The organism is Burkholderia aenigmatica (assembly GCF_902499175.1).
In the GTDB taxonomy this organism is placed as follows: Bacteria; Pseudomonadota; Gammaproteobacteria; order Burkholderiales; family Burkholderiaceae; genus Burkholderia; species Burkholderia aenigmatica.
The window spans coordinates 51,700-70,041 of the sequence record NZ_CABVQC010000015.1; the positions used below are offsets into that span (position 1 = coordinate 51,700).

General features: G+C 66.7%; 18 protein-coding genes and 1 pseudogene. 13 read left to right on the top strand and 6 right to left on the bottom strand.

Annotation, left to right across the window (positions count from 1 at the left end):
- Window positions 1-10 precede the first annotated feature (10 nt).
- Window positions 11-532, bottom strand: a pseudogene (locus BDO18943_RS13240) (hypothetical protein); the annotation flags it as partial.
- A 308-nt stretch (window positions 533-840) separates the two neighbouring features.
- Here BDO18943_RS13240 and BDO18943_RS13245 point away from each other — a divergent pair.
- Window positions 841-2,133: an MASE1 domain-containing protein gene (locus tag BDO18943_RS13245; protein ID WP_175022637.1), complete on the top strand. Its 1,293-nt coding sequence runs from the start codon at window positions 841-843 to the stop codon at window positions 2,131-2,133.
- 13 nt (window positions 2,134-2,146) lie between these two features.
- Entirely contained in the window at window positions 2,147-2,962 is an 816-nt protein-coding gene (locus BDO18943_RS13250) for an alpha/beta hydrolase (protein WP_175022638.1), read from the top strand.
- Window positions 2,963-3,047: 85 nt separating this feature from the next.
- Here the strand turns inward: BDO18943_RS13250 and BDO18943_RS13255 are convergent, their stop codons facing one another.
- Together BDO18943_RS13255 and BDO18943_RS13260 are read right to left on the bottom strand one after the other, a co-directional pair.
- Entirely contained in the window at window positions 3,048-3,662 is a 615-nt protein-coding gene (locus tag BDO18943_RS13255; protein ID WP_175022639.1) for an FMN-dependent NADH-azoreductase, read from the bottom strand.
- Complete coding sequence (locus BDO18943_RS13260; RefSeq protein ID WP_175022640.1) at window positions 3,662-4,111, bottom strand: GNAT family N-acetyltransferase; 450 nt, start codon at window positions 4,109-4,111, stop codon at window positions 3,662-3,664. The genes BDO18943_RS13255 and BDO18943_RS13260 overlap by 1 nt, the downstream gene beginning before the upstream one ends.
- Before the next feature lie 84 nt (window positions 4,112-4,195).
- Here BDO18943_RS13260 and pdxR point away from each other — a divergent pair, with 84 nt between their 5' ends.
- The 4 genes from pdxR (at window position 4,196) to BDO18943_RS13280 (ending at window position 7,934) form a co-directional block, all read left to right on the top strand.
- Window positions 4,196-5,608: a MocR-like pyridoxine biosynthesis transcription factor PdxR gene (pdxR, locus tag BDO18943_RS13265; RefSeq protein WP_175022641.1), complete on the top strand. Its 1,413-nt coding sequence runs from the start codon at window positions 4,196-4,198 to the stop codon at window positions 5,606-5,608.
- Between the two features lie 659 nt (window positions 5,609-6,267).
- Complete coding sequence (locus BDO18943_RS13270) at window positions 6,268-6,516, top strand: hypothetical protein (RefSeq protein WP_175022642.1); 249 nt, start codon at window positions 6,268-6,270, stop codon at window positions 6,514-6,516.
- 201 nt (window positions 6,517-6,717) lie between these two features.
- Window positions 6,718-7,749, top strand: coding sequence for an HAF repeat-containing protein (locus tag BDO18943_RS13275; RefSeq protein ID WP_235995997.1), 1,032 nt, complete (start codon window positions 6,718-6,720; stop codon window positions 7,747-7,749).
- A 20-nt stretch (window positions 7,750-7,769) separates the two neighbouring features.
- Window positions 7,770-7,934: a hypothetical protein gene (locus BDO18943_RS13280; RefSeq protein WP_235995998.1), complete on the top strand. Its 165-nt coding sequence runs from the start codon at window positions 7,770-7,772 to the stop codon at window positions 7,932-7,934.
- Between the two features lie 636 nt (window positions 7,935-8,570).
- Here BDO18943_RS13280 and BDO18943_RS13285 read toward each other — a convergent pair.
- Window positions 8,571-9,596, bottom strand: a complete 1,026-nt coding sequence (locus BDO18943_RS13285) for a MerR family transcriptional regulator (RefSeq protein WP_175022644.1) — start codon at window positions 9,594-9,596, stop codon at window positions 8,571-8,573.
- 209 nt (window positions 9,597-9,805) lie between these two features.
- On the opposite strand from BDO18943_RS13285, the gene BDO18943_RS13290 reads away from it, so the two are divergent.
- Window positions 9,806-10,492, top strand: a complete 687-nt coding sequence (locus BDO18943_RS13290; protein ID WP_175022645.1) for a hypothetical protein — start codon at window positions 9,806-9,808, stop codon at window positions 10,490-10,492.
- A gap of 22 nt (window positions 10,493-10,514) precedes the next feature.
- On the opposite strand, the gene BDO18943_RS13295 is transcribed toward BDO18943_RS13290, so the two are convergent.
- The gene (locus BDO18943_RS13295; RefSeq protein WP_175022646.1) at window positions 10,515-11,600 is read right to left on the bottom strand and encodes an ATP-binding protein; all 1,086 of its coding nucleotides are present in this window, start codon (window positions 11,598-11,600) and stop codon (window positions 10,515-10,517) included.
- Window positions 11,597-12,340 carry a response regulator gene (locus tag BDO18943_RS13300; protein WP_175022647.1) on the bottom strand — a complete coding sequence of 248 codons (744 nt, stop codon included), beginning with the start codon at window positions 12,338-12,340 and terminating at the stop codon, window positions 11,597-11,599. The genes BDO18943_RS13295 and BDO18943_RS13300 overlap by 4 nt, the downstream gene beginning before the upstream one ends.
- Window positions 12,341-12,714: 374 nt before the next feature.
- On the opposite strand from BDO18943_RS13300, the gene BDO18943_RS13305 reads away from it, so the two are divergent.
- From BDO18943_RS13305 to BDO18943_RS13330, 6 genes are all read left to right on the top strand, one after another.
- Window positions 12,715-13,389, top strand: a complete 675-nt coding sequence (locus BDO18943_RS13305) for a histidine phosphatase family protein (protein ID WP_175022648.1) — start codon at window positions 12,715-12,717, stop codon at window positions 13,387-13,389.
- 19 nt (window positions 13,390-13,408) lie between these two features.
- On the top strand, window positions 13,409-14,440 hold the full coding sequence (locus BDO18943_RS13310; RefSeq protein ID WP_175022649.1) for a phosphotransferase: 1,032 nt from the start codon (window positions 13,409-13,411) through the stop codon (window positions 14,438-14,440).
- A 58-nt stretch (window positions 14,441-14,498) separates the two neighbouring features.
- Entirely contained in the window at window positions 14,499-15,263 is a 765-nt protein-coding gene (locus tag BDO18943_RS13315; protein ID WP_043179052.1) for an SDR family oxidoreductase, read from the top strand.
- A gap of 7 nt (window positions 15,264-15,270) precedes the next feature.
- Complete coding sequence (locus BDO18943_RS13320; protein ID WP_175022650.1) at window positions 15,271-16,029, top strand: SDR family NAD(P)-dependent oxidoreductase; 759 nt, start codon at window positions 15,271-15,273, stop codon at window positions 16,027-16,029.
- A gap of 33 nt (window positions 16,030-16,062) precedes the next feature.
- The gene (locus BDO18943_RS13325; RefSeq protein ID WP_174914491.1) at window positions 16,063-17,307 is read left to right on the top strand and encodes an acyl-CoA dehydrogenase family protein; all 1,245 of its coding nucleotides are present in this window, start codon (window positions 16,063-16,065) and stop codon (window positions 17,305-17,307) included.
- A gap of 76 nt (window positions 17,308-17,383) precedes the next feature.
- On the top strand, window positions 17,384-18,289 hold the full coding sequence (locus BDO18943_RS13330; RefSeq protein WP_175022651.1) for a LysR family transcriptional regulator: 906 nt from the start codon (window positions 17,384-17,386) through the stop codon (window positions 18,287-18,289).
- The last annotated feature ends 53 nt before the right edge of the window (window positions 18,290-18,342 follow it).

Here is an 18,342-nt window from a genome sequence, read left to right on the forward strand (position 1 = left end):
GCATACGGGTGCGAACGCCGACGTCGCGCAGCAGGGTGAGGACGGACAGGTCGATTTCGAGTGCGTCGCCGTCGACGTGCAGGATGGCGGTGTGTTCCTGCATCTGCACCTGCCGGATCTCGCGCCCGCGCAGCCATTTTAGGACGGCGAAGAGCCCCTTTCTCGCCCTGGGCGCGGCGATGCCGAGCGCGGTCAGGATCGTGACCGCATTGGCGGGCGCCGTGCCTTCGTTGCCGCTCAGCATGTCGCGCATGCGGCCGAGCAGCGAGGTCGCGAGCGTGAAGTCGATGCCGAAGCTGCCGGTCTTGAAGCTGCCGCGCACATTCACTTGCGGCCGAACCTGATTGCCGCACAGCGCGCGGGTCGACGCGTCGAGCAGATCCCCGATGGCAAGCAGCGCGGGCGCGAGTTCGCGCACGTCCATCTCGGACGATTCGAGTGCGGGCCCGTCGTACGTGACGCGGAATCGGCTCATGGCGTCGAGGGGGCCGGGATCGGCCGGGCCGGTACGGTTTTCATCGCGAGCGGTCATGTGGAAAGTTGGCTGATGACGTGGACGATACCCGAAGCGCATGCTTTCGGATGCCTTTCGTGTTAGGTGCGAACCACCGGCCGCGGGCGATTTTGGCCGTCCGGCCAAGACGACGCTCGGACGCGTCCCGGCCGTACCGGGCACACGCCGAACTTTTCCGATACTTGCCCGGTCACAACCGCCAGCTTGCGGGCGCGCCGGCACCCACAATGCGCTTCCGGCCCCGGTATTCCCCGGCCCGCCCCGTCCGCATATCATTCGCACATCGCGCACCTGCCGATCGCAGGCGCAGCACACAGGGATTCTCGATGGACACCAAACGATCGCGGCCGGGCCTCGTCGCCGCGCTGCTCTGGGCGGCGCTGTATCTCGCGACCGGCTACATCTCGCACCAGTTCAACGGCCCCGTCCGGCTGACGGGCTACATCTGGCTGCCGGCCGGCGTGACGGTCGGCGCGTTCATGCTGCGGCCGATGCGCGAATGGCTGACGCTGGCCGGCGCGTTCCTGGTCGGGCAGCTCGCGCTGACCGGGATCGAACACGGCAGCCTGGTCAACGCGGTGCTGTTCACGGCCGACGAGGTCGGCGCGGCCGCGCTTGCGGTGTGGCTCGTCCAGCGCGTGCGCTTCTCGCTCGAAGGGCTGTATTTCCTGCGCTCGGTGATCCTCGCCGGCTTGATCGCGGGCGTGGTCGGTGCGATCGGCGGTGCGGCGTGGTACACGATGGTCAAGGGCGCGCCGTTCTTCGACGTGTGGTCGGTGTGGGCCGCGTCCGACTTCGTCGGCGTGCTGCTGGTCACGCCGGTGCTCGCGTCATGGTCGCGCTTTCGCGCGCACCGCTCGGGCGACCACGAGCGCTTCGACCTCGTGCTCGGCCTGGTTTCGTTCGTGCTGCTCGCGATCGTCGCGCTCGTGATCTTCGATGGCGACACGTCGCAGAAATTCGGCACGGGCGCCGGCTTCGCGCTGACGTATATCCCGCTGTTCCTCACGGTCGCGGTGACGCTGCTGCTCGGCGGCCGCGCGGGCTCGTCGTCGGTGCTGGTGCTCGCGCTGATCGTGATCGAGCAGACCGCGCAGGGCGACGGCCCGTTCGCGTCGTTTCACGAGCATTACGGCAGTGCGCTGCTCGAGGCGCAGCTCTATCTGGCGGTCGCGTCGCTGCTGGTGCTGACGGTGAGCACGCTGAAGACGACGCGCGAACGCGTGCACGAGCATGCGGCGGTCCTGCAGAACAACATGGAGCTCGCGCTCGCGAGCGCCGGCCAGATCGCCTACGTGCTCGATCCGGAATCGGGGCGGATCGAGTGGAGCGGCGACGTCGAGCGCGTGTTCGGCGTCGGCGTCGATGCGGCACAGATCGCGAGCGTGCCGGGCGTGCTCGAACGCGTGCAGCCGGGCGATCGCGATGCGCTGCGCGACTACTGGAATGCGGAGATCGCCGGCGAGGATCGCGCGTCGCTGTCGCTGCGTATCGTGCAGCGCGACGGCGGCACGCAGACGATCACCGATCACGGCGCGCCGCTGCTCGATTCGAATGTCGACGTGACGGTGGTGGCGGGCGTCTGGCAGATCGAGCGCGTGTGGCCGGCGGACGAATGAGCGGAGACGCGTCATGACGGGCCGCACGGGCGTCCTGCTGATCCACGGGCTCGGCGGCACGCAATACGATCTCGGTTCGCTGCACAAGGCGATGCGGCGCGCGGGCGGCGATACGCACATGATCACGCTGCCGGGGCACGGCACGCGCCCCGAGGATCTGGTCGGCGTGCGCGCGGAAGCCTGGCTCGACGCGGTGACCGGGCAGTATCGCGCGCTGGAAAACGAGTACGACACGCTGCATGTCGCGGGCATGTGCATGGGCGCGCTGGTTGCGCTGCTGCTGTGCCATCGCGTGCAGCATGCGCGCGGCCGGCTCGCGCTGCTGGCCACGCCGGTGTTCATCGACGGCTGGTCGACGCCGTGGTACCGGGCGTTGCGGCATGTGCTGTACCGCGTGCCCGGTGTCGCGGAGCGGATGCGCGTCGAGGAAGGCGATCCGTTCGGCATCAAGAACGCGACGATCCGCGCGATCGTGAAGAAGAAGTTCGAGCGGCAGGACAGTTTCCACTATGCGTGGGTGCCGCTCGCATGCGTGCGCCAGGTCGACCGGATGCGCGACTGGGCACTCGACGCCGCGGCCGGCACGCCGTGCCCGACGCTCGTGCTGCATGCGCGCGAGGACGAACTGACCAGCCTGCGCTCGGCCGATTTCCTGCTGGAAAAGATGCCCGATGCGCGCGGGATCGTGCTGGAGAACAGCTACCACATGATCTGCGCGGACAACGACCGCGACGACGTCGCGCGCCACGTGCTCGAATTCTTCGGGTTCGATCCGGTGCATGCGGTCAGCCCGGCGATGGCGCGCAGGATGGGGCGGCTGGAGACGTGACGGCGAAGCGCCCGGCGCGGGATGCCCGATATCGGCCGCTCCCGGCGCGCATCGGTTGACGCATGCGCGCCGGGGCGTCGCGCATTCAGACCGCTTCCGTCGCGCGGCGAGCCAGCAGGGTCGAGGCGGCCAGCTGGCTGCGTACCGCATCGATGGCCGCGTCGTCTGGCGCATGGCCTTCAAGGTAGATGAAATCCACCGTCGAGATGCCGATGACGGCCAGCACCTGCTTCAGGTACGGGGTCAGGAAATCGGGCTGCCGTGCCGCTGCCCCCGTGCAGATGCCGCCGGAGCGCACCAGCACGAGCACGGGACGATCGGCGAGCAGGCCGAACTTGCCTTCCGGTGTGGACGTGAACGTGCGGCCGATACGCAGCACGTAATCGATCCACTGCTTCAGCACCGCGGGTACCGTGAAATTGTGCATCGGCGTGCTGATCAACAGGCCGTCGCTGCGCTCCACTTCCGCGATCAGTTGTTCGGAGCACGCGAGCGCGGGATCGGAATTCGGCTGCCGCGCGACCAGCGCATGCGCATAGGCGGCCGAGATCGCAGGCAACCCGGGTTCACCGAGGCTGCGCGACACGATCCGTGCGTCGGGGCGGGCCGCCTGCCATTGCGCGATGGCGTCGCGCGCGATGCGCGCGCTCAGCGAATGACTGCCATGGGGACTGGCATCGACAAAAAGAAGGTTGTTCATCAGGGCGCCTGCAGAGACTGGCTGAAATGCATGCCGCGGGACAGCATCCCCTGGCGGAAATAGAAGCGCTGCGCGAGCGCGTTGGACAAGCCGGTATCGAGTATCAGGTACATGCAGCCGTGTTGTCGCGCGTCGTCGCGCACCGCATCGAGCAGCCGCTCGCCCAGCCGTTGACCGCGCGCGTGCTCGGTCGCGACCAGATCGTCGACATAGACGAAGCGGCCGTACACCGTGTTTTCAAGGTGACGGTATCCCGCCAGCGCGACGACCGCATCGTCGGGGCTGGTATCTCGTGCGGTCAGCAGCACATAACCTTGTTCGGCCTGGCGGTGCATCTGCCGCACGAACGCATCGACATCGGTCAGGTGCGGGCGCAGCTCGCGCATCACGTCGAACGCCGACCGGTAATCCTCGTCCGTCACGGCGCGTTTCAAATGGATCTCTGGCATCACGATTGCTCCAAGGTAACGTCGTTACTTTACGATCCGGATGACGTATCCTGAAGGGTCAAAAAATGACTATTTGACTGGGACATGAACTTCGACGATCTGATGCCGGACCGTCATCTCGACATGCCGGTCTATCGGCAGTTGTACCGGCGCTTCCGCGATGCGATCGAGACGGGCAAGCTTGCGCCGGGCAAGCGCGTGCCGTCGGTACGGAGTCTGGCCAGCGAACTCAATCTGGCACGCGGCACCGTCGAAGCGGCCTATCAGATCCTCATCGGCGAAGGGTACCTGGTCGCACGCGGGCCGGCCGGCACCGTCGTGTCGCCCCAGTTGCCGGATGGCCGGCAGCCGCGCGCCCTCGCAGCCAGGCCGGACGAACCGCCGCGCGGCGATCCGGCGGCGCGCGAGCCGAAGCCGTTCCAGATGGGCATTCCCGCGCTCGATGCGTTTCCGCGCATGCCGTGGATACGGTTGACGGGGCGTCATGTGCGGACGATGGCGACCCCGTCGCTCGACTACGCGCCGCCGCAGGGGCTCGACGCGCTGAGGCGCGCGCTGTCCGCCTATCTCGGCGTGTCGCGCGGCATCGACTGCTCGGCCGGGCAGATCTTCATCACCGCGGGGTATCGCGGTGCGCTGGATCTGATCTGCCGGACCCTGCTGCGTCCTGGCGACACCGGGTGGTTCGAGGATCCCGGCTATATCCACGCCCGGCGCCTGCTCGAGCACGCGGGCATGCGGCTCGTGCCGGTGCCGGTCGACGACGACGGCTTGTGCGTGGAAGCGGGGCAACACCGTGCGCCCGATGCACGTTTTGCCGTGGTCACGCCGACCCATCAAAGCCCGCTCGGCACCGCGCTGTCGCTGCCGAGACGCCTGGCATTGCTCGACTGGGCCCGTCAGCAGCGGGCCTGGATCGTCGAGGACGACTACGACAGCGAGTTCCGTTACCACGGCCGCCCGCTGCCCGCGCTCAAAAGCCTGGACCGCCACGATCGCGTGCTTTACACCGGATCGTTCAGCAAGGTGCTGTATCCGGGCTTGCGGCTGGGCTATCTCGTCGTGCCCGACGCGCAGGTCGAGGCCTTTCGCGACACCGCCGGCTGGCTCGGCGGCAGCGGCCAGATGCTGATGCAATCCGTCGTTGCCGACTTCATGGAACAAGGGCACTTCGCACGCCATCTGAAGAAAATGCGCGCGCTCTACGCAACCCGCCGCGCGTGGCTGGTCGATGCGCTGGTCAAGGTCTTCGGCGATACGCTGCATGTGCCACCCCGCGCGGGCGGCCTGCATGTCGTGGCGTACTGGCGCACGGCTATCGACGATCGCGCCGTCGCACGCATGGCCGACCTGCAGGGGTTTTCCATCCAGCCGCTGAACGACTGGAGCCCGAGCGGCCGGATGCCGCCCGGCATGTTGCTCGGCTTCACGAACCTGACGTCGGCGCAGCAGGCATTGACCCAGGTTCGACGCCTGCACCGGCTCGTTCGCGCGTGAACTGCGTGTGGCGGTAACGCACCGGTAGGGCGCCGGAGTACGTGCGACTGGCGCCACGGTTTTGTGACTGTGTGACCAAGTTACTGCGACTGCCCTACGCATTGTCGACCACACCTCGTGACGTCGCCGTCCGGATTCATACGTCGTAGGTCGCGTGTTCGCGTAGGGTGCACGGCCGGTACCATGCTGTTCCGACTTTCGACCGAGTCGACGTAACCGACCTGGCTTGCAACTCCGACGGCGGCTGCCGGCCATCTACGGCCGTTCGTCCACGCGGCCACGAGGACATTGGAACGTCGGCTTGACCAACCATAGCGGTCGTTCGTTGGGCAATGCAATTCGACGGCTCGTTTGCCTTAACCGTACCGGCGACGTTACAGCCGGCACCGGTTCAATTTGTCGGGCCACTTGTTCACCATTGCCTTCACGCCATCCTGACGCCGGCGCAGGTTGTGGCGACTGGCTAGCGCGCCGCTATCAGTCATTCTTTGCAGACTTCCAAATCATTGGCTGGATTTTTATCTATTGCGGTGGAACGCGCTGGCACATGTCCGAATGGTAAGCGCCTCGCCAAGGCCGTTTCCCGTTCCGCACGCTTGGCATGCATGATCCCGGGCTAACCTGGGCATCGCATGAGATCGCGTCCACGATCGCCAATCATGGAGACGATCGCGATTTGTCCGCCGGTGTCCGAGCTTGGCCGAGTCCCAGCATTGAAACACATCGCGTTTTCGCCGGAAGCCAATATCGACGAGCGCAAAGAGGCTCTTCGTCTACGCTCCACGGTTTGGCGAGATCCGCGCCGTGTCGTGCATGAAACATATTTCGATTTTCCCAACCAAGCCATAACCAATCGCCGGCTTTTTTTCAATGAAATCAATGCACAAACACGTCGGGCACGCCTATAGCTTGGATACGCAGGCGCCGGGGAGGGGCGAGGGTTAGTGCGTTTGTAGACAAAGCCCGCATACCTCCAGTCAATTGGACTTGATCGGTGCGCGCGTCATGAGCACGACGTATCCGAACAGTCTGTCGGTAGTCTTCGCGGCAGCTTTGGCCCTGGCTGCGACAGATTGCGAGGTGGGCCATGTCCCAGGAAGGGGATCAAGATGGAATCCGCACGCAAAGTAAATAGCGGTGGGCGCTACTACGTTCACCGCGTCCTGATGGCTTTCGCCCTTTTGGCTGTCGCGGCCTTCCAGCCTGCCTCCGCCCAAAGTGTCACCATACAGGACCTGGGCACGCTCGGTGGCAACTCTAGCCAAGCTGCCGGGATCAACAATCGCGGCCAAGTGGTGGGCCAAGCGGACATCGCGAGCGGGGACACGCATGCCTTCTTGTTTGAAGGTGGGGTGATGACCGACCTCGGCACGCTCTCCGGTAGCGGATCCAGCCAAGCTTACGCAATTAACGAGCGAGGCCAAGTGGTCGGAAGTTCGACTATCAGGAGCGTCGGGCCTACGGACGCTTTTCTGTTTGAAAAAGGGGTGATGACCGGCCTGAACATCGCTATTGACAGCCGCGTCGACGCTACCGGCATCAACAATCGCGGCCAGGTGGTCGGCAACTCTGGCCCCAGACACGGTCGTCCACATTCAGCGGCTTTTCTGTATGAAGACGGGGGGGTGACCTGGCTCCCCGGTGCCGCTTTTAGCGTAGCGACCGGGATCAACAACCGCGGTCAAATCGTGGGTTGGGCGGTTTTCACAACCGGGCCCGCACATGCTTTTCTGTTTGAAAGCGGGGTGATGTCAGACCTCGGCACGCTCCCCGGTGGCGCTTATAGCGCGGCTTTCGGGATCAACAACCTCGGCGAGGTGGTCGGCGAGGCGAGCACCGCGAACGGGCCCCTGCACGCCTTTCTGCTTCGCAACGGGGTAATGTCCGATCTCGGTACGCTCCCCGGTGGCACTTATAGCGCAGCTTTCGGAATTAACAACCGCGGTGCGGTGGTCGGCGAGGCGAGCACCGCAAGCGGAGCCTTGCATGCTTTTCTGTTTCAAGGCGGGGTGATGTCCGATCTCGGTACGCTCCCGGGTGGTACCTTCAGCCGAGCTTTGGGGATTAACGATCATGGACAAGTGGTTGGCGTCGCGAATACTGCGAGCGGAGCCATGCACGCTGTTCTCTGGACGCCATAGACGGAAACAGGCTTGCCGGGATGTGCGTGAACACCATCGTGTTGAGCAAGCTCGGTAAGCACCTCACGACGGCCATCCACAACGTGGGTGCGTCGATTGCCCAGAACGGGAAACACGCTTTTCTGCATGACAACGGGGTGATGGCGGACCTGGGCGTGCTGCTCATGACTGGAAGACGGCGATGAACCAGTTCGCCATCCTCTACGAGGATCGATTCGTTCGACCATCCGTGTGAATCTCAACCCGCCTTGAACACGGAAATTCTGACACCCCCAGCGACGGAGTCAATCGCGCGGTGCTATGGAGCCGTTAGCATTTTCGGGGTGCCAGTCAAGATCATTGAACGGCAAAGCGGCCAAGGAGCCGGAGCATGATTGACCCGTCATGACCTAACTGAGCGGCCCCGGTTTTCGTGCCAAAGGCAATGGCAGTCTTCGGCTTTCGTGATCCGCAATTTAAGCGGTTCCGATAAAAGAGATTGCCATTCACTGCGAGCCAACGGCTCGAGCACGCGCCAGCGAATCCAGCAAGCGAATGGCCGCTGTGCCACCGGAAGAGACAGCGAGGCGAGCTGTTGTCGAATGAGCGAGAAGGGTCGACTGCAGCCAATCGGGCGCAACGAAAACCCACTACTTTGGCGCCGCAGTAAGCCAATCGCACGAACTCTGACGCTCCGCCCCGGCACCGGTGGCGCAACTGGAAGTAAGTCGCTGATTTTCTGCGCACACCGTTGCCGATACTCTGGCGTCCTACGACACCGGCAGCCCGGACCGGGCACGCCGGTTGTCATCGGCGCGTGACGCCGAGCCGGGGCGACGCCGTTACCCGGCCTCCGGTCGCCGCGCGATCCGGGCGCGGGTGGCGGGCGACGCAAGGCAGGTGGCCACCGCTTCGTAGCCGGGTGCGCCGGGGTACGGTGCGACGCGGGCAGGCGGGCTATGGTTGGCGGGACACAGAATGATCGCTTCGTCGGGCCCGACAGCCGACAGATCCAGCATCGCCGACGAGCGGGTCAGCATGAACAGCGGCCGCATGCCGTCGGCCCTGGCGCGTCGGCGAAGGCACGCTATCAGCGCCGCCTGCGTCGACTGGTCGAGCTCCTGTTCGATCATGTCCACGACCCGAGCGCCGGCGCCGTCCGCCTCGAGGCCGGCGAGCAGCACGGTCAGCGCCGCGGACGGCGTGGCGCCTTCGTCCGCGAGCCATGCCGACGTGCGCTCGACGCGTGCCTTCAGTGCCGGATCGGCCTGCAACGCGGCGAATGCCGCCGCGCCACCGTCGTCCAGCCGGTCCAGCCCGATGAACGCGGCGCCGGGCAATGCCTCGGCCAGCCGATGCGCGAGACGGGTCTTGCCGCTGCCCAGCGAACCGATGATGTAGTTCAACGGACGGATATCGCGCCACTCGAACCATTCGCCGTCCCACGGCCAGGGGAGGCTGAATGCAACGCCAGTGGCCGCCGGATCGAGCAGGCGAGTCAATTCGCCGTCGTCGGGCATCCGGCCGCGCGCGAGATCGGCGCGGATCGCGCGAACCCTGTCGACCTTGCCGACCAGATCCTGAATGCCGCGCTCGAGCGCCGCTTCATGGATCGCCAATGCGTCGCTCAGGCTGCGGGCGTCGCCGTCCAGCACGCTCGCCACCTGGGCGAGACTCAGACCGAGCGCGCGCAGCGCCGCGATTTCGGCCGCACGCGCCAGATCGTCCGGGCCGTAGGCCCGGTATCCGGCCACCGTCCGCCGGGGCGTGACCAGTCCTTGCCGCTCGTACAGCCGCAACGCCTTGACCGATACGCCGAGCCGCGTAGCGGCTTCCGATGCGCTCAGGCCGCGCGTGACATCGCTCATGGGGCACCTTCGGGTCGTCGATTCGTGACGACCAGCATAAAGGCGATCCCAGGGGCCGGGTCAATCGGGTACCGGCATGTTTCTGGCCGGCCGCGATGCGGGAACGCACGCTTCGAGCCGCCGATGAACGGCGCCGCATATCTGGGAGAATGCGGGTGCGCCGGTTCACGGCCGTCGCGGCAACGGCAGGGGATTCAACAGGTGAAGAATTGACCGACAACGAACAACTTTCGCTCCACCGCGAGAGCCGCTTCTGGCGGCTGTCGCCCGTGAGATGGTGGATCCAGGGACATGGCCGCGACGGCTATTCGTTCCGCCTGCTGCTGTGGCCGCCGGTGATCGTGTTCGTGCTCGAATTCGTCTGCATGATCTTCGATGCGCTGTACACCAGCATCGCCGTCAGCGCCGTCGCGACGCTGTTCCTCGGCTTCGCCGGGTACCACGGCGCGCAGCGCGAGTGGCTGGTGCCGTCCGCGACCACGCGCGCGCTCGTGAAGGCTCGCATGAAGAAGGCGGCCGAGCGGTTCTCGTCGCTCGGCGTGGGCGCGACCGTGCTCGCGATCTTCGTCGCCGCGACGTCGCTGTCGCTCGTGATGTCGGGTCAGCCGGTGCTCGACAGCGTCTCGAAGGACGCGGTGTCGATCTTCATCGCGCTGGTGTTCCTGCCGGTATACGTGTCCGGCGCGGTGCGCAAGCTGGCGATCGCGCGGATCGAGGAAGTGGAGGCGCTGCGCAACGCGACCCTCGGCACCCGCCTGAAATTCGACCGGGCCGGCGCCGTGCGCGCGGTCGTCGTGCAGGGCGCGGCCGGGAAAGGGACGGTGTCGGTGCTGGAGTACACGGTGCTCGGGTTCAACCCGCCGCTCGAACAGGTCGGGCGCGAACCGCGCGCGTGACGGCGTAAAGGCAGGCGGCGTCTCAGGCCGGAAAGCGCTCGTTTTCAGGCGTTGGCGCGAGGTTGTCGGGCCACTGCACTTCGAACAGCGTGCCGCCGGTGCCGGTCGGCACGCAGACGGCTTCGCCATGATGCGCATGGGCGATCGCCGCGACGACGGCGAGCCCGAGGCCGCTGCCGCCCGGCTGCGTGTCGTCGGCGCGCCGGAAGGCCTTGAACACGTGTGGCGCGAAATCGGCCGCGATGCCGGGGCCGTCGTCCTCGACGCGCAGCCGGCACATCCCTGCGTCGATGCGCGTCTGGATCCGGATCGCGCCGGGCACAGCATGGCGGCGCGCGTTTTCCAGCAGCGCCAGCAGCGCCTGACGGATGCGCACCGGGTCGCAGCGCATGGGCCGCATGTCGAGATCGAGCACCGGATGCTGGCCGGCGGCCTGCAGCGCGTGCGCAAACACGTCGACCACGGCGCGCACCTCGGCGGCGAGATCCGCGTCGCGGATCTCGATGCTCAGGTGGCCGCCATCCGCGAGGCTGACCACGCGCAGATCCTCGATCAGCCGCGTCAGCCCTTCGACCTGCGCGAGCAGGCTGCGGAACTGTGCTTCGTCGGGTTTGAACACACCTTCGGCGAGCCCCTGCAGGCGCCCGCGCAGCACCGTGACGGGCGTGCGCAGTTCGTGCGCGATCGCGGCGTTCCAGATCGCCTGCTCGTTGGTCACGCGCTGCAACTCGTCGGCGAGCGCGTTGAAGTTGTCGGCGAGCAGCGCGGCTTCGTGCAGCGAGCGGTCGCCCGCCACCGCGCGTGCGTCGAGATCGCCGCGCGCGACGCGGCGAATGCTGTCCGTGACCGAGTTCAGCGGCACGAGAATGCGGCGCGCGAGATTGACCGCGACCGCCACCGACAGCGCGAGGCCGGCCAGCGTGGTCGAGATCAGCCACCCCCACTCCGGCGCGGTCGGCATCAGGTTCTTCGTGTCGAAATACGCGGACCAGTAATTGAACGCGATGTAGTAGAAGGTGTACGCAGTCACCACCACCAGCACCGTCACGCCGAACGCCATTCCGGCCATCGTCAGCGCGATCTGGCGGCTCAGGCCGTCGAGCTTCAATCGCCGCTCCACAGCTTGTAGCCGACGCCGCGCACGCTCGCCGGCACGCCCTGCACGCCGAGGTCGTCCAGCTTCTTGCGCAGCTTGCTGACGTGGCTGTCCACCGTGCGTTCCAGCGTATCGCCTTCCGGCAGGCAGGTGGCCATCAGCTCGGCGCGGCTGAACACGCGGCGCGGCGCGCGCGCGAGTTGCGCGAGCAGCTTGAACTCGGTGAGCGTGAGCACGAGCGTGTGGCGTGTGCCGCCGACCTCGACCGTCGCTTCGTGGTGCTCGAGATCGATCTCGAACGGCGCGACCCGCAGCACGCGCTGTTCTTCCTGGCGCGAGCCAGCCATCGAGCGGCGCAGGACCGCCTGCGCGCGCGCGACGACCTCGGCCGGGTTGAACGGCTTGACCACGTAGTCGTCGGCGCCGATCCGCAGCCCGGTGAGCTTGTCGATGTCCTGGTCGAGCGCGGTCAGCATGATGACGGGCGTGTCGCCGCGATGACGGATTTCGGCGAGCACCTTCCAGCCGTCGACGTGCGGCATCTGCACGTCGAGCAGCACGAGGTCGGGCTTGAGTTGCAGGTGCAGTTCCAGTGCGCGGCGACCGTCGCCCGCGTGCACGGTGCGCAGGCCGCCGCGCGCGAGATAGGCGGTCAGGATCTCGGCGATCTCGGGTTCGTCCTCGGCGATGAGGACCAGCGCCTGGGTGTCCTGGCCGGCGCTGGAAGGGGTCAGGAGATCAGGCTGGGCCATTCGTGTAAGTCCGTCGGGGTTTCCATCGAATCGCCATACTACCGCATGGGAAAGGCCGTCGATCAGAGGCGGGGCGGAGGCGCGCGCCGGACCGCGTCAGCGGATTGCTTCGAAGGCGGGGCCTCGCCGAATCCGGTCGTTCGGCTCGCGCTTCAACGGGGTGGCATGCCGGTACCGCGTCACGCGCGATCGCGCTTGCCGTGCATCGCCATGATGGTTTGCCGTGCCGCACCCGCGTTAGTCGCTATTTCCCGATCCGTGGAAATGGCGGCCCGCCGCAATTCACCCAATGAATACCCCCGGATTCAGAAAATAAAGTTTAAAAATGCGTCCCCGCCCCCTATGCTGAATCCTTCTGATCTGGCGGGCATGCGATGGCTGAACTTTTTCTGGTACGGCACGGGCAGGCGTCCTTCGGCACGGACGACTACGACCGGCTGTCCGCGGCGGGCGAGCAGCAGAGCGTCTGGCTCGGCGAATACTTTGCACGGCAGGGCCTCACATTCGACCGCGTGATCTGCGGCACGCTGAACCGCCACGCGCAGACGGTCGACGCGATCCTGCGCGGGATGGGCCGGGAAGGCACGCCGGTCGACCGCCATCCGGGCCTGAACGAATACGATTTCCACGGCCTGTTCGCCGCCGCCGCGCACGACTACCCGGCGCTCGCCCGCCTCGCGGCCGGCTCGATGAAAGAACATTTCCGCGCGCTCCGGCAGGTGCTGCAGCTCTGGTCGGAAGACAAGCTCGGCGAATCGGCCCCCGAGACCTGGGCGCACTTCCAGCAGCGCGTGGCCGAGGCCCGCGCGGCGATTCGCCACGGCGGTGGCCAGCGCGTGCTGGCGGTGAGCTCCGGCGGCCCGATCGCGGTCACCGTACAGCAGGTGCTGGCTGCCCCGCCGTCGAGTGCGATCGCGCTGAACCTGCAGATCCGCAACAGCAGTCTTTCGCAGTTTTTCTTCAACGCCGATGCGTTCCACCTCGCGTCGTTCAACGGCATCCCGCATCTGGAGGATCCCGAACGACACCCGCTGCGAACCTACGGCTGACCCACGAACGATCGCGACGATGACGAACCCTACCCAGCAACTCGACGTAGCCCGCCTCACGCGCTATCTGGAAGCGCACGTGCCGGGCTTCGAAGGCCCGGTCGACACGGAGAAGTTTGCCGGCGGCCAGTCGAATCCGACTTTCCTGCTGCATGCGAAGAGCGGCCGCTACGTGCTGCGCCGCCAGCCGCCCGGCGAACTGCTGAAGTCCGCGCACGCGGTCGACCGCGAATTCCGCGTGCTGAGCGCGCTGTCGGGCACCGCGGTGCCGGTCGCGCGTCCGTATCACCTCTGCGAAGACCGCGACGTGATCGGCAGCATGTTCTACGTGATGAGCTTCGAGGACGGCCGGATCTTCTGGGATCCCGCACTGCCGGAACTGCCGAAGGCCGATCGCGCGGTGTGCTACGACGCGTTGCTGCGGACGATGGCCGCGTTGCACGACGTCGATGTCGACGCGGTGGGCCTCACCGACTACGGCCGCCCCGGCAACTACTTCGAGCGCCAGATCGGCGTGTGGACGAAGCAGTACCGCGCGGCGGAAACGGAGCGCCTCGACGCGATGGAAACGCTGATCGACTGGCTGCCGAAGGCGTGCCCCGCCGACACGGGCCGGCCGACGCTGGTGCATGGCGATTTCCGGATCGACAACCTGATGTTCGCGCGCGACAGCTATCGCGTGCAGGCCGTGCTCGACTGGGAACTGTCGACACTCGGCAACCCGCTCGCCGATCTCGCGTATCTCTGCATGTGCCTGCGGCTGCCGTCCGGCGGGCAGGTGCGCGGGCTCGCGGGCCAGGATCGCGCCGAACTGGGCGTGCCGGACGAGGCGGCGATCGTCGCGCGCTATTGCGAACTGCGCGGCATCGAGCCGATCCGCGACTGGCACTTCTACCTGGCGTTCAGTTTCTTCCGGCTCGCGTCGATCGCACAGGGCGTGAAGGCGCGCGCGCTGCAGGGCAACGCGTCGAGCGAGCAGGCGCTGCGCGTCGGCGAGATGACCGGGCGGCTGGCCGAACTGGCCGTCGGCGTGATCGACGCGCATCGCTGACATCGCGGGCTTCACCGCGCGGCGGCACGACAACACATCAATGGAGGAGCACAGCAACATGGCAACGAATCTGTTCGACCTGACGGGCAAGATTGCCCTGGTGACGGGCGCGAGCCGCGGCATCGGCGAGGAAATCGCGAAACTGCTCGCGGAGCAGGGCGCGCACGTGATCGTGTCGAGCCGCAAGCTCGACGACTGCCAGGCCGTGGCCGACGAGATCGTCGCGGCAGGCGGCCGCGCCGAGGCGCTGGCCTGCCACGTCGGGCGGCTCGAGGACATCGCCGCGACGTTCGAGCACATCCGCGGCAAGCACGGCCGCCTCGACATCCTGGTGAACAACGCGGCCGCGAACCCGTATTTCGGGCACATCCTCGATACCGACCTCGCCGCGTACGAGAAGACGGTCGACGTGAACATCCGCGGCTACTTCTTCATGTCGGTCGAGGCCGGCAAGCTGATGAAGACGCACGGCGGCGGCGCGATCGTCAACACGGCGTCGGTGAACGCGCTGCAGCCGGGCGACCGGCAGGGCATCTACTCGATCACGAAGGCCGCGGTCGTCAACATGACGAAGGCGTTCGCGAAGGAATGCGGGCCGCTCGGCATCCGCGTGAACGCGCTGCTGCCGGGCCTCACGAAGACGAAGTTCGCGGGCGCGCTGTTCGCCGACAAGGACATCTACGAGACCTGGATGGGGAAGATTCCGCTGCGCCGCCATGCGGAGCCGCGCGAAATGGCCGGCACGGTGCTGTATCTCGTGTCGGACGCGGCGAGCTACACGAACGGCGAATGCATCGTCGTCGACGGCGGCCTGACGATCTGAGCGCGCGATGAGGATCGACAGCTACGCCGGACAGGCCGTGATGATCACCGGCGCCGCGAGCGGCTTCGGCGCGTTGCTCGCGAGCGAGCTGGCCGCGATGGGCGCGCGCGTCGCGCTCGGCGACCTGAACGACGACGCGCTCGAACGCGTGGCCGCGCCGCTGCGCGCAGCCGGCACCGACGTGATCGCGCAGCGCTGCGACGTGCGCGTCGAGGCTGAGGTGGCGGCGCTGGTGCGTGCGGCCGCCGAGCGTTTCGGCCGGCTCGACGTCGGCATCAACAACGCGGGCATCGCGCCGCCGATGAAGGCGCTGATCGACACCGACGAAGCCGATCTCGACCTGAGCTTCGCGGTGAACGCGAAGGGCGTGTTCTTCGGCATGAAGCATCAGATCCGACAGATGCTCGCGCAGCGCGCAGGCGTGATCCTGAACGTCGCGTCGATGGCCGGGCTCGGTGGCGCGCCGAAGCTGGCGGCCTATGCGGCGTCGAAGCATGCGGTGGTCGGGCTCACGAAGACGGCGGCCATCGAATACGCGCGCCACGGCATTCGCGTGAATGCGGTGTGCCCGTTCTACAGCACGACGCCGATGGTCACCGACAGCGATATCGGCGACCGCCAGGACTTTCTCGCGCAGGGCTCGCCGATGAAGCGGCTCGGTCGGCCCGAGGAAATCGTCGCGACGATGCTGACGCTGTGCGCGAAGGAAAACACTTATCTGACCGGGCAGGCCGTCGCCGTCGACGGCGGTGTCTCGGCATTCTGACGGAACCGGACGAGCGAAATCGAGGAGTCGATCATGGACTTTGGCTACACCCCGAAAGTGGAAGAACTGCGCAGCCGCGTGCGCGCATTCATGGACGCGCACATCGTGCCGCGCATCCGCCAGTGGAACGAGGAAGTGCACGCGGGCCAGTATCCCGTGTCGTTCATGGAGGAACTGAAGGAGCGCGCGAAGGCGGAAGGGCTGTGGAACCTGTTCCTGCCGCACCTGAAGGACGACGAGCCTGGCATGGGCCTGACGAACCTCGAATACGCGCCGCTCGCCGAGATCATGGGGCGGGTGGGCTGGGCGTCGGAAGTGTTCAACTGCAACGCGCCGGACACCGGCAACATGGAGCTGCTGCACATGTTCGCATCGCCCGAGCAGCGCGAACAGTGGCTGAAGCCGCTGCTGCGCGGCGAGATCCGCTCGGCGTTCGCGATGACGGAGCCGGATGTGGCATCGTCGGATGCGACGAACATCACGACGCGCATCGAGCGCGTAGGCGACGAGTACGTGATCAACGGCCGCAAGTGGTTCATCACGAACGCCGCGCATCCGAACTGCAAGATCTTCATCGTGATGGGCAAGACCGATCCCGAGGCCGCGTCGCACCAGCAGCAGAGCATGATCCTCGTGCCGCGCGACACACCGGGCGTGACGATCGTGCGCAACATCACGGTGGTCAATCACTACGCGCCGGAAGGGCACTGCGAGATCACGTTCGACAACGTGCGTGTGCCGGCGAGCAACCTGCTGGGCGAGGAAGGCAGCGGCTTCGCGCTCGCGCAGGCCCGCCTCGGGCCGGGCCGCATCCACCACTGCATGCGTTCGATCGGCGCGGCCGAGCTGGCGCTGGAGCTGATGGTCGACCGCGCGCAGTCGCGCGTCGCGTTCGGCAAGCCGCTGAACAAGCACGGCACGGTCGGCGAATGGATCGCTCGCTCGCGCATCGAGATCGAGCAGGCGCGCCTGCTCGTGCTGAAGGCCGCGTGGATGATCGACAAGGTCGGCGCGAAGGCGGCACGCAAGGAAATCGCGATGATCAAGGCGCTGGTGCCGACCGTCTATACGGACGTGTGCGACCGCGCGATGCAGGTGTTCGGCGCGGCGGGGTTGAGCCCCGATACGCCGCTCGCCGACCTCTGGACCTGGGGCCGCGCGCTGCGCTTCGCAGACGGCCCGGACGAGGTGCACCTGCAGGCGATCGCGCGGATGGAAATCAAGGACGGCGAGCCCGGTTCGACGGCCCCGTACCTGACGCCGCCGCTGCGCGGCTGAGCGTCTCGCCACGATGCGCAGGGCCGTGGACGAACGGGAGGCGCACGCCGTAAGATGCCGGCAAGGAGATCCGGCGATGCGCCTTTCGAAGATTGACCTGAACCTGTTCGTCGTATTCGACGCGATCTACACCAAGCGCAACCTGACGCGGGCGGCCGAGGTGCTGAATCTCACGCAGCCGGCCGTCAGCAACGCGCTGGCGCGGCTACGCAAGACCCTGAACGATCCGCTGTTCGTCAGCACGCCGGCCGGGATGATGCCCACGCCGCTGGCCGAGAACATCGTCGGCCGCGTGCGCGAGGCGATGCAGCTGCTCGATTCGAGCGCGCACGAAGGCGACGTGTTCGATCCGGCGTCGTCGACGCGCGTGTTCCGGATGAGCATGAGCGACCTGACCGAAGCGCTGCTGCTGCCCGCGCTCGGCGAACTGCTGCAGACGCATGCGCCCGGCATGCACGTGCGCAGCTACACGATGGACCGCCGCGAAGTCGCGACCGCGCTCGCGAACGGCTCCGTCGACATCGCGATCGACGCGCCGCTGATCGGCGATCCGCATCTGCACCAGGCGCTGCTCGTGCGCGACCGCTATGCATGCATGATCCGCGACGATCACCCGTTCAAGGGCGACACGCTCACCATGGACGACTACCTTGCGATGGGGCACATCCACGTGTCGAGCCGCCGCAAGGGCAGCGGGCACGTCGACGCGGAACTGACGCGCCTCGGGCTGCGCCGCACCATCCAGATGCGCGTGCAGCACTACATGGTCGCGCCGCTGATCGCGATGCGCGGCGATCTCGCGCTGACGGCGCCGCTGCGGCTGCTGCAGCGCTATCCGGCGCGCATTCTCGAACTGCCGTTCGAGATGCCGGGCCTCGAATACTTCTGCTACTGGCATCGCAGCGCCGATCAGGACCAGGGCAGCCGATGGTTGCGCGAGCAACTGATGACGCTGATGGGCGGGATCGGCGAACCGCAGTGATGCGCGTGCGGCGGCCGTTGGCTAATTCGACGTCAGCCAGAATGCACGCCGGG

What these genes read in the sequence shown, in the direction of transcription:
- BDO18943_RS13245 (WP_175022637.1), top strand. Translation starts at nt 841, where the DNA reads ATGGACACCAAACGATCGCGGCCGGGCCTCGTCGCCGCGCTGCTCTGG.
- BDO18943_RS13250 (WP_175022638.1), top strand. Translation starts at nt 2,147, where the DNA reads ATGACGGGCCGCACGGGCGTCCTGCTGATCCACGGGCTCGGCGGCACG.
- BDO18943_RS13255 (WP_175022639.1), bottom strand. Translation starts at nt 3,662, where the DNA reads ATGAACAACCTTCTTTTTGTCGATGCCAGTCCCCATGGCAGTCATTCG.
- BDO18943_RS13260 (WP_175022640.1), bottom strand. Translation starts at nt 4,111, where the DNA reads ATGCCAGAGATCCATTTGAAACGCGCCGTGACGGACGAGGATTACCGG.
- pdxR (WP_175022641.1), top strand. Translation starts at nt 4,196, where the DNA reads ATGAACTTCGACGATCTGATGCCGGACCGTCATCTCGACATGCCGGTC.
- BDO18943_RS13270 (WP_175022642.1), top strand. Translation starts at nt 6,268, where the DNA reads ATGGAGACGATCGCGATTTGTCCGCCGGTGTCCGAGCTTGGCCGAGTC.
- BDO18943_RS13275 (WP_235995997.1), top strand. Translation starts at nt 6,718, where the DNA reads ATGGAATCCGCACGCAAAGTAAATAGCGGTGGGCGCTACTACGTTCAC.
- BDO18943_RS13280 (WP_235995998.1), top strand. Translation starts at nt 7,770, where the DNA reads ATGTGCGTGAACACCATCGTGTTGAGCAAGCTCGGTAAGCACCTCACG.
- BDO18943_RS13285 (WP_175022644.1), bottom strand. Translation starts at nt 9,596, where the DNA reads ATGAGCGATGTCACGCGCGGCCTGAGCGCATCGGAAGCCGCTACGCGG.
- BDO18943_RS13300 (WP_175022647.1), bottom strand. Translation starts at nt 12,340, where the DNA reads ATGGCCCAGCCTGATCTCCTGACCCCTTCCAGCGCCGGCCAGGACACC.
- BDO18943_RS13305 (WP_175022648.1), top strand. Translation starts at nt 12,715, where the DNA reads ATGGCTGAACTTTTTCTGGTACGGCACGGGCAGGCGTCCTTCGGCACG.
- BDO18943_RS13310 (WP_175022649.1), top strand. Translation starts at nt 13,409, where the DNA reads ATGACGAACCCTACCCAGCAACTCGACGTAGCCCGCCTCACGCGCTAT.
- BDO18943_RS13315 (WP_043179052.1), top strand. Translation starts at nt 14,499, where the DNA reads ATGGCAACGAATCTGTTCGACCTGACGGGCAAGATTGCCCTGGTGACG.
- BDO18943_RS13320 (WP_175022650.1), top strand. Translation starts at nt 15,271, where the DNA reads ATGAGGATCGACAGCTACGCCGGACAGGCCGTGATGATCACCGGCGCC.
- BDO18943_RS13325 (WP_174914491.1), top strand. Translation starts at nt 16,063, where the DNA reads ATGGACTTTGGCTACACCCCGAAAGTGGAAGAACTGCGCAGCCGCGTG.
- BDO18943_RS13330 (WP_175022651.1), top strand. Translation starts at nt 17,384, where the DNA reads ATGCGCCTTTCGAAGATTGACCTGAACCTGTTCGTCGTATTCGACGCG.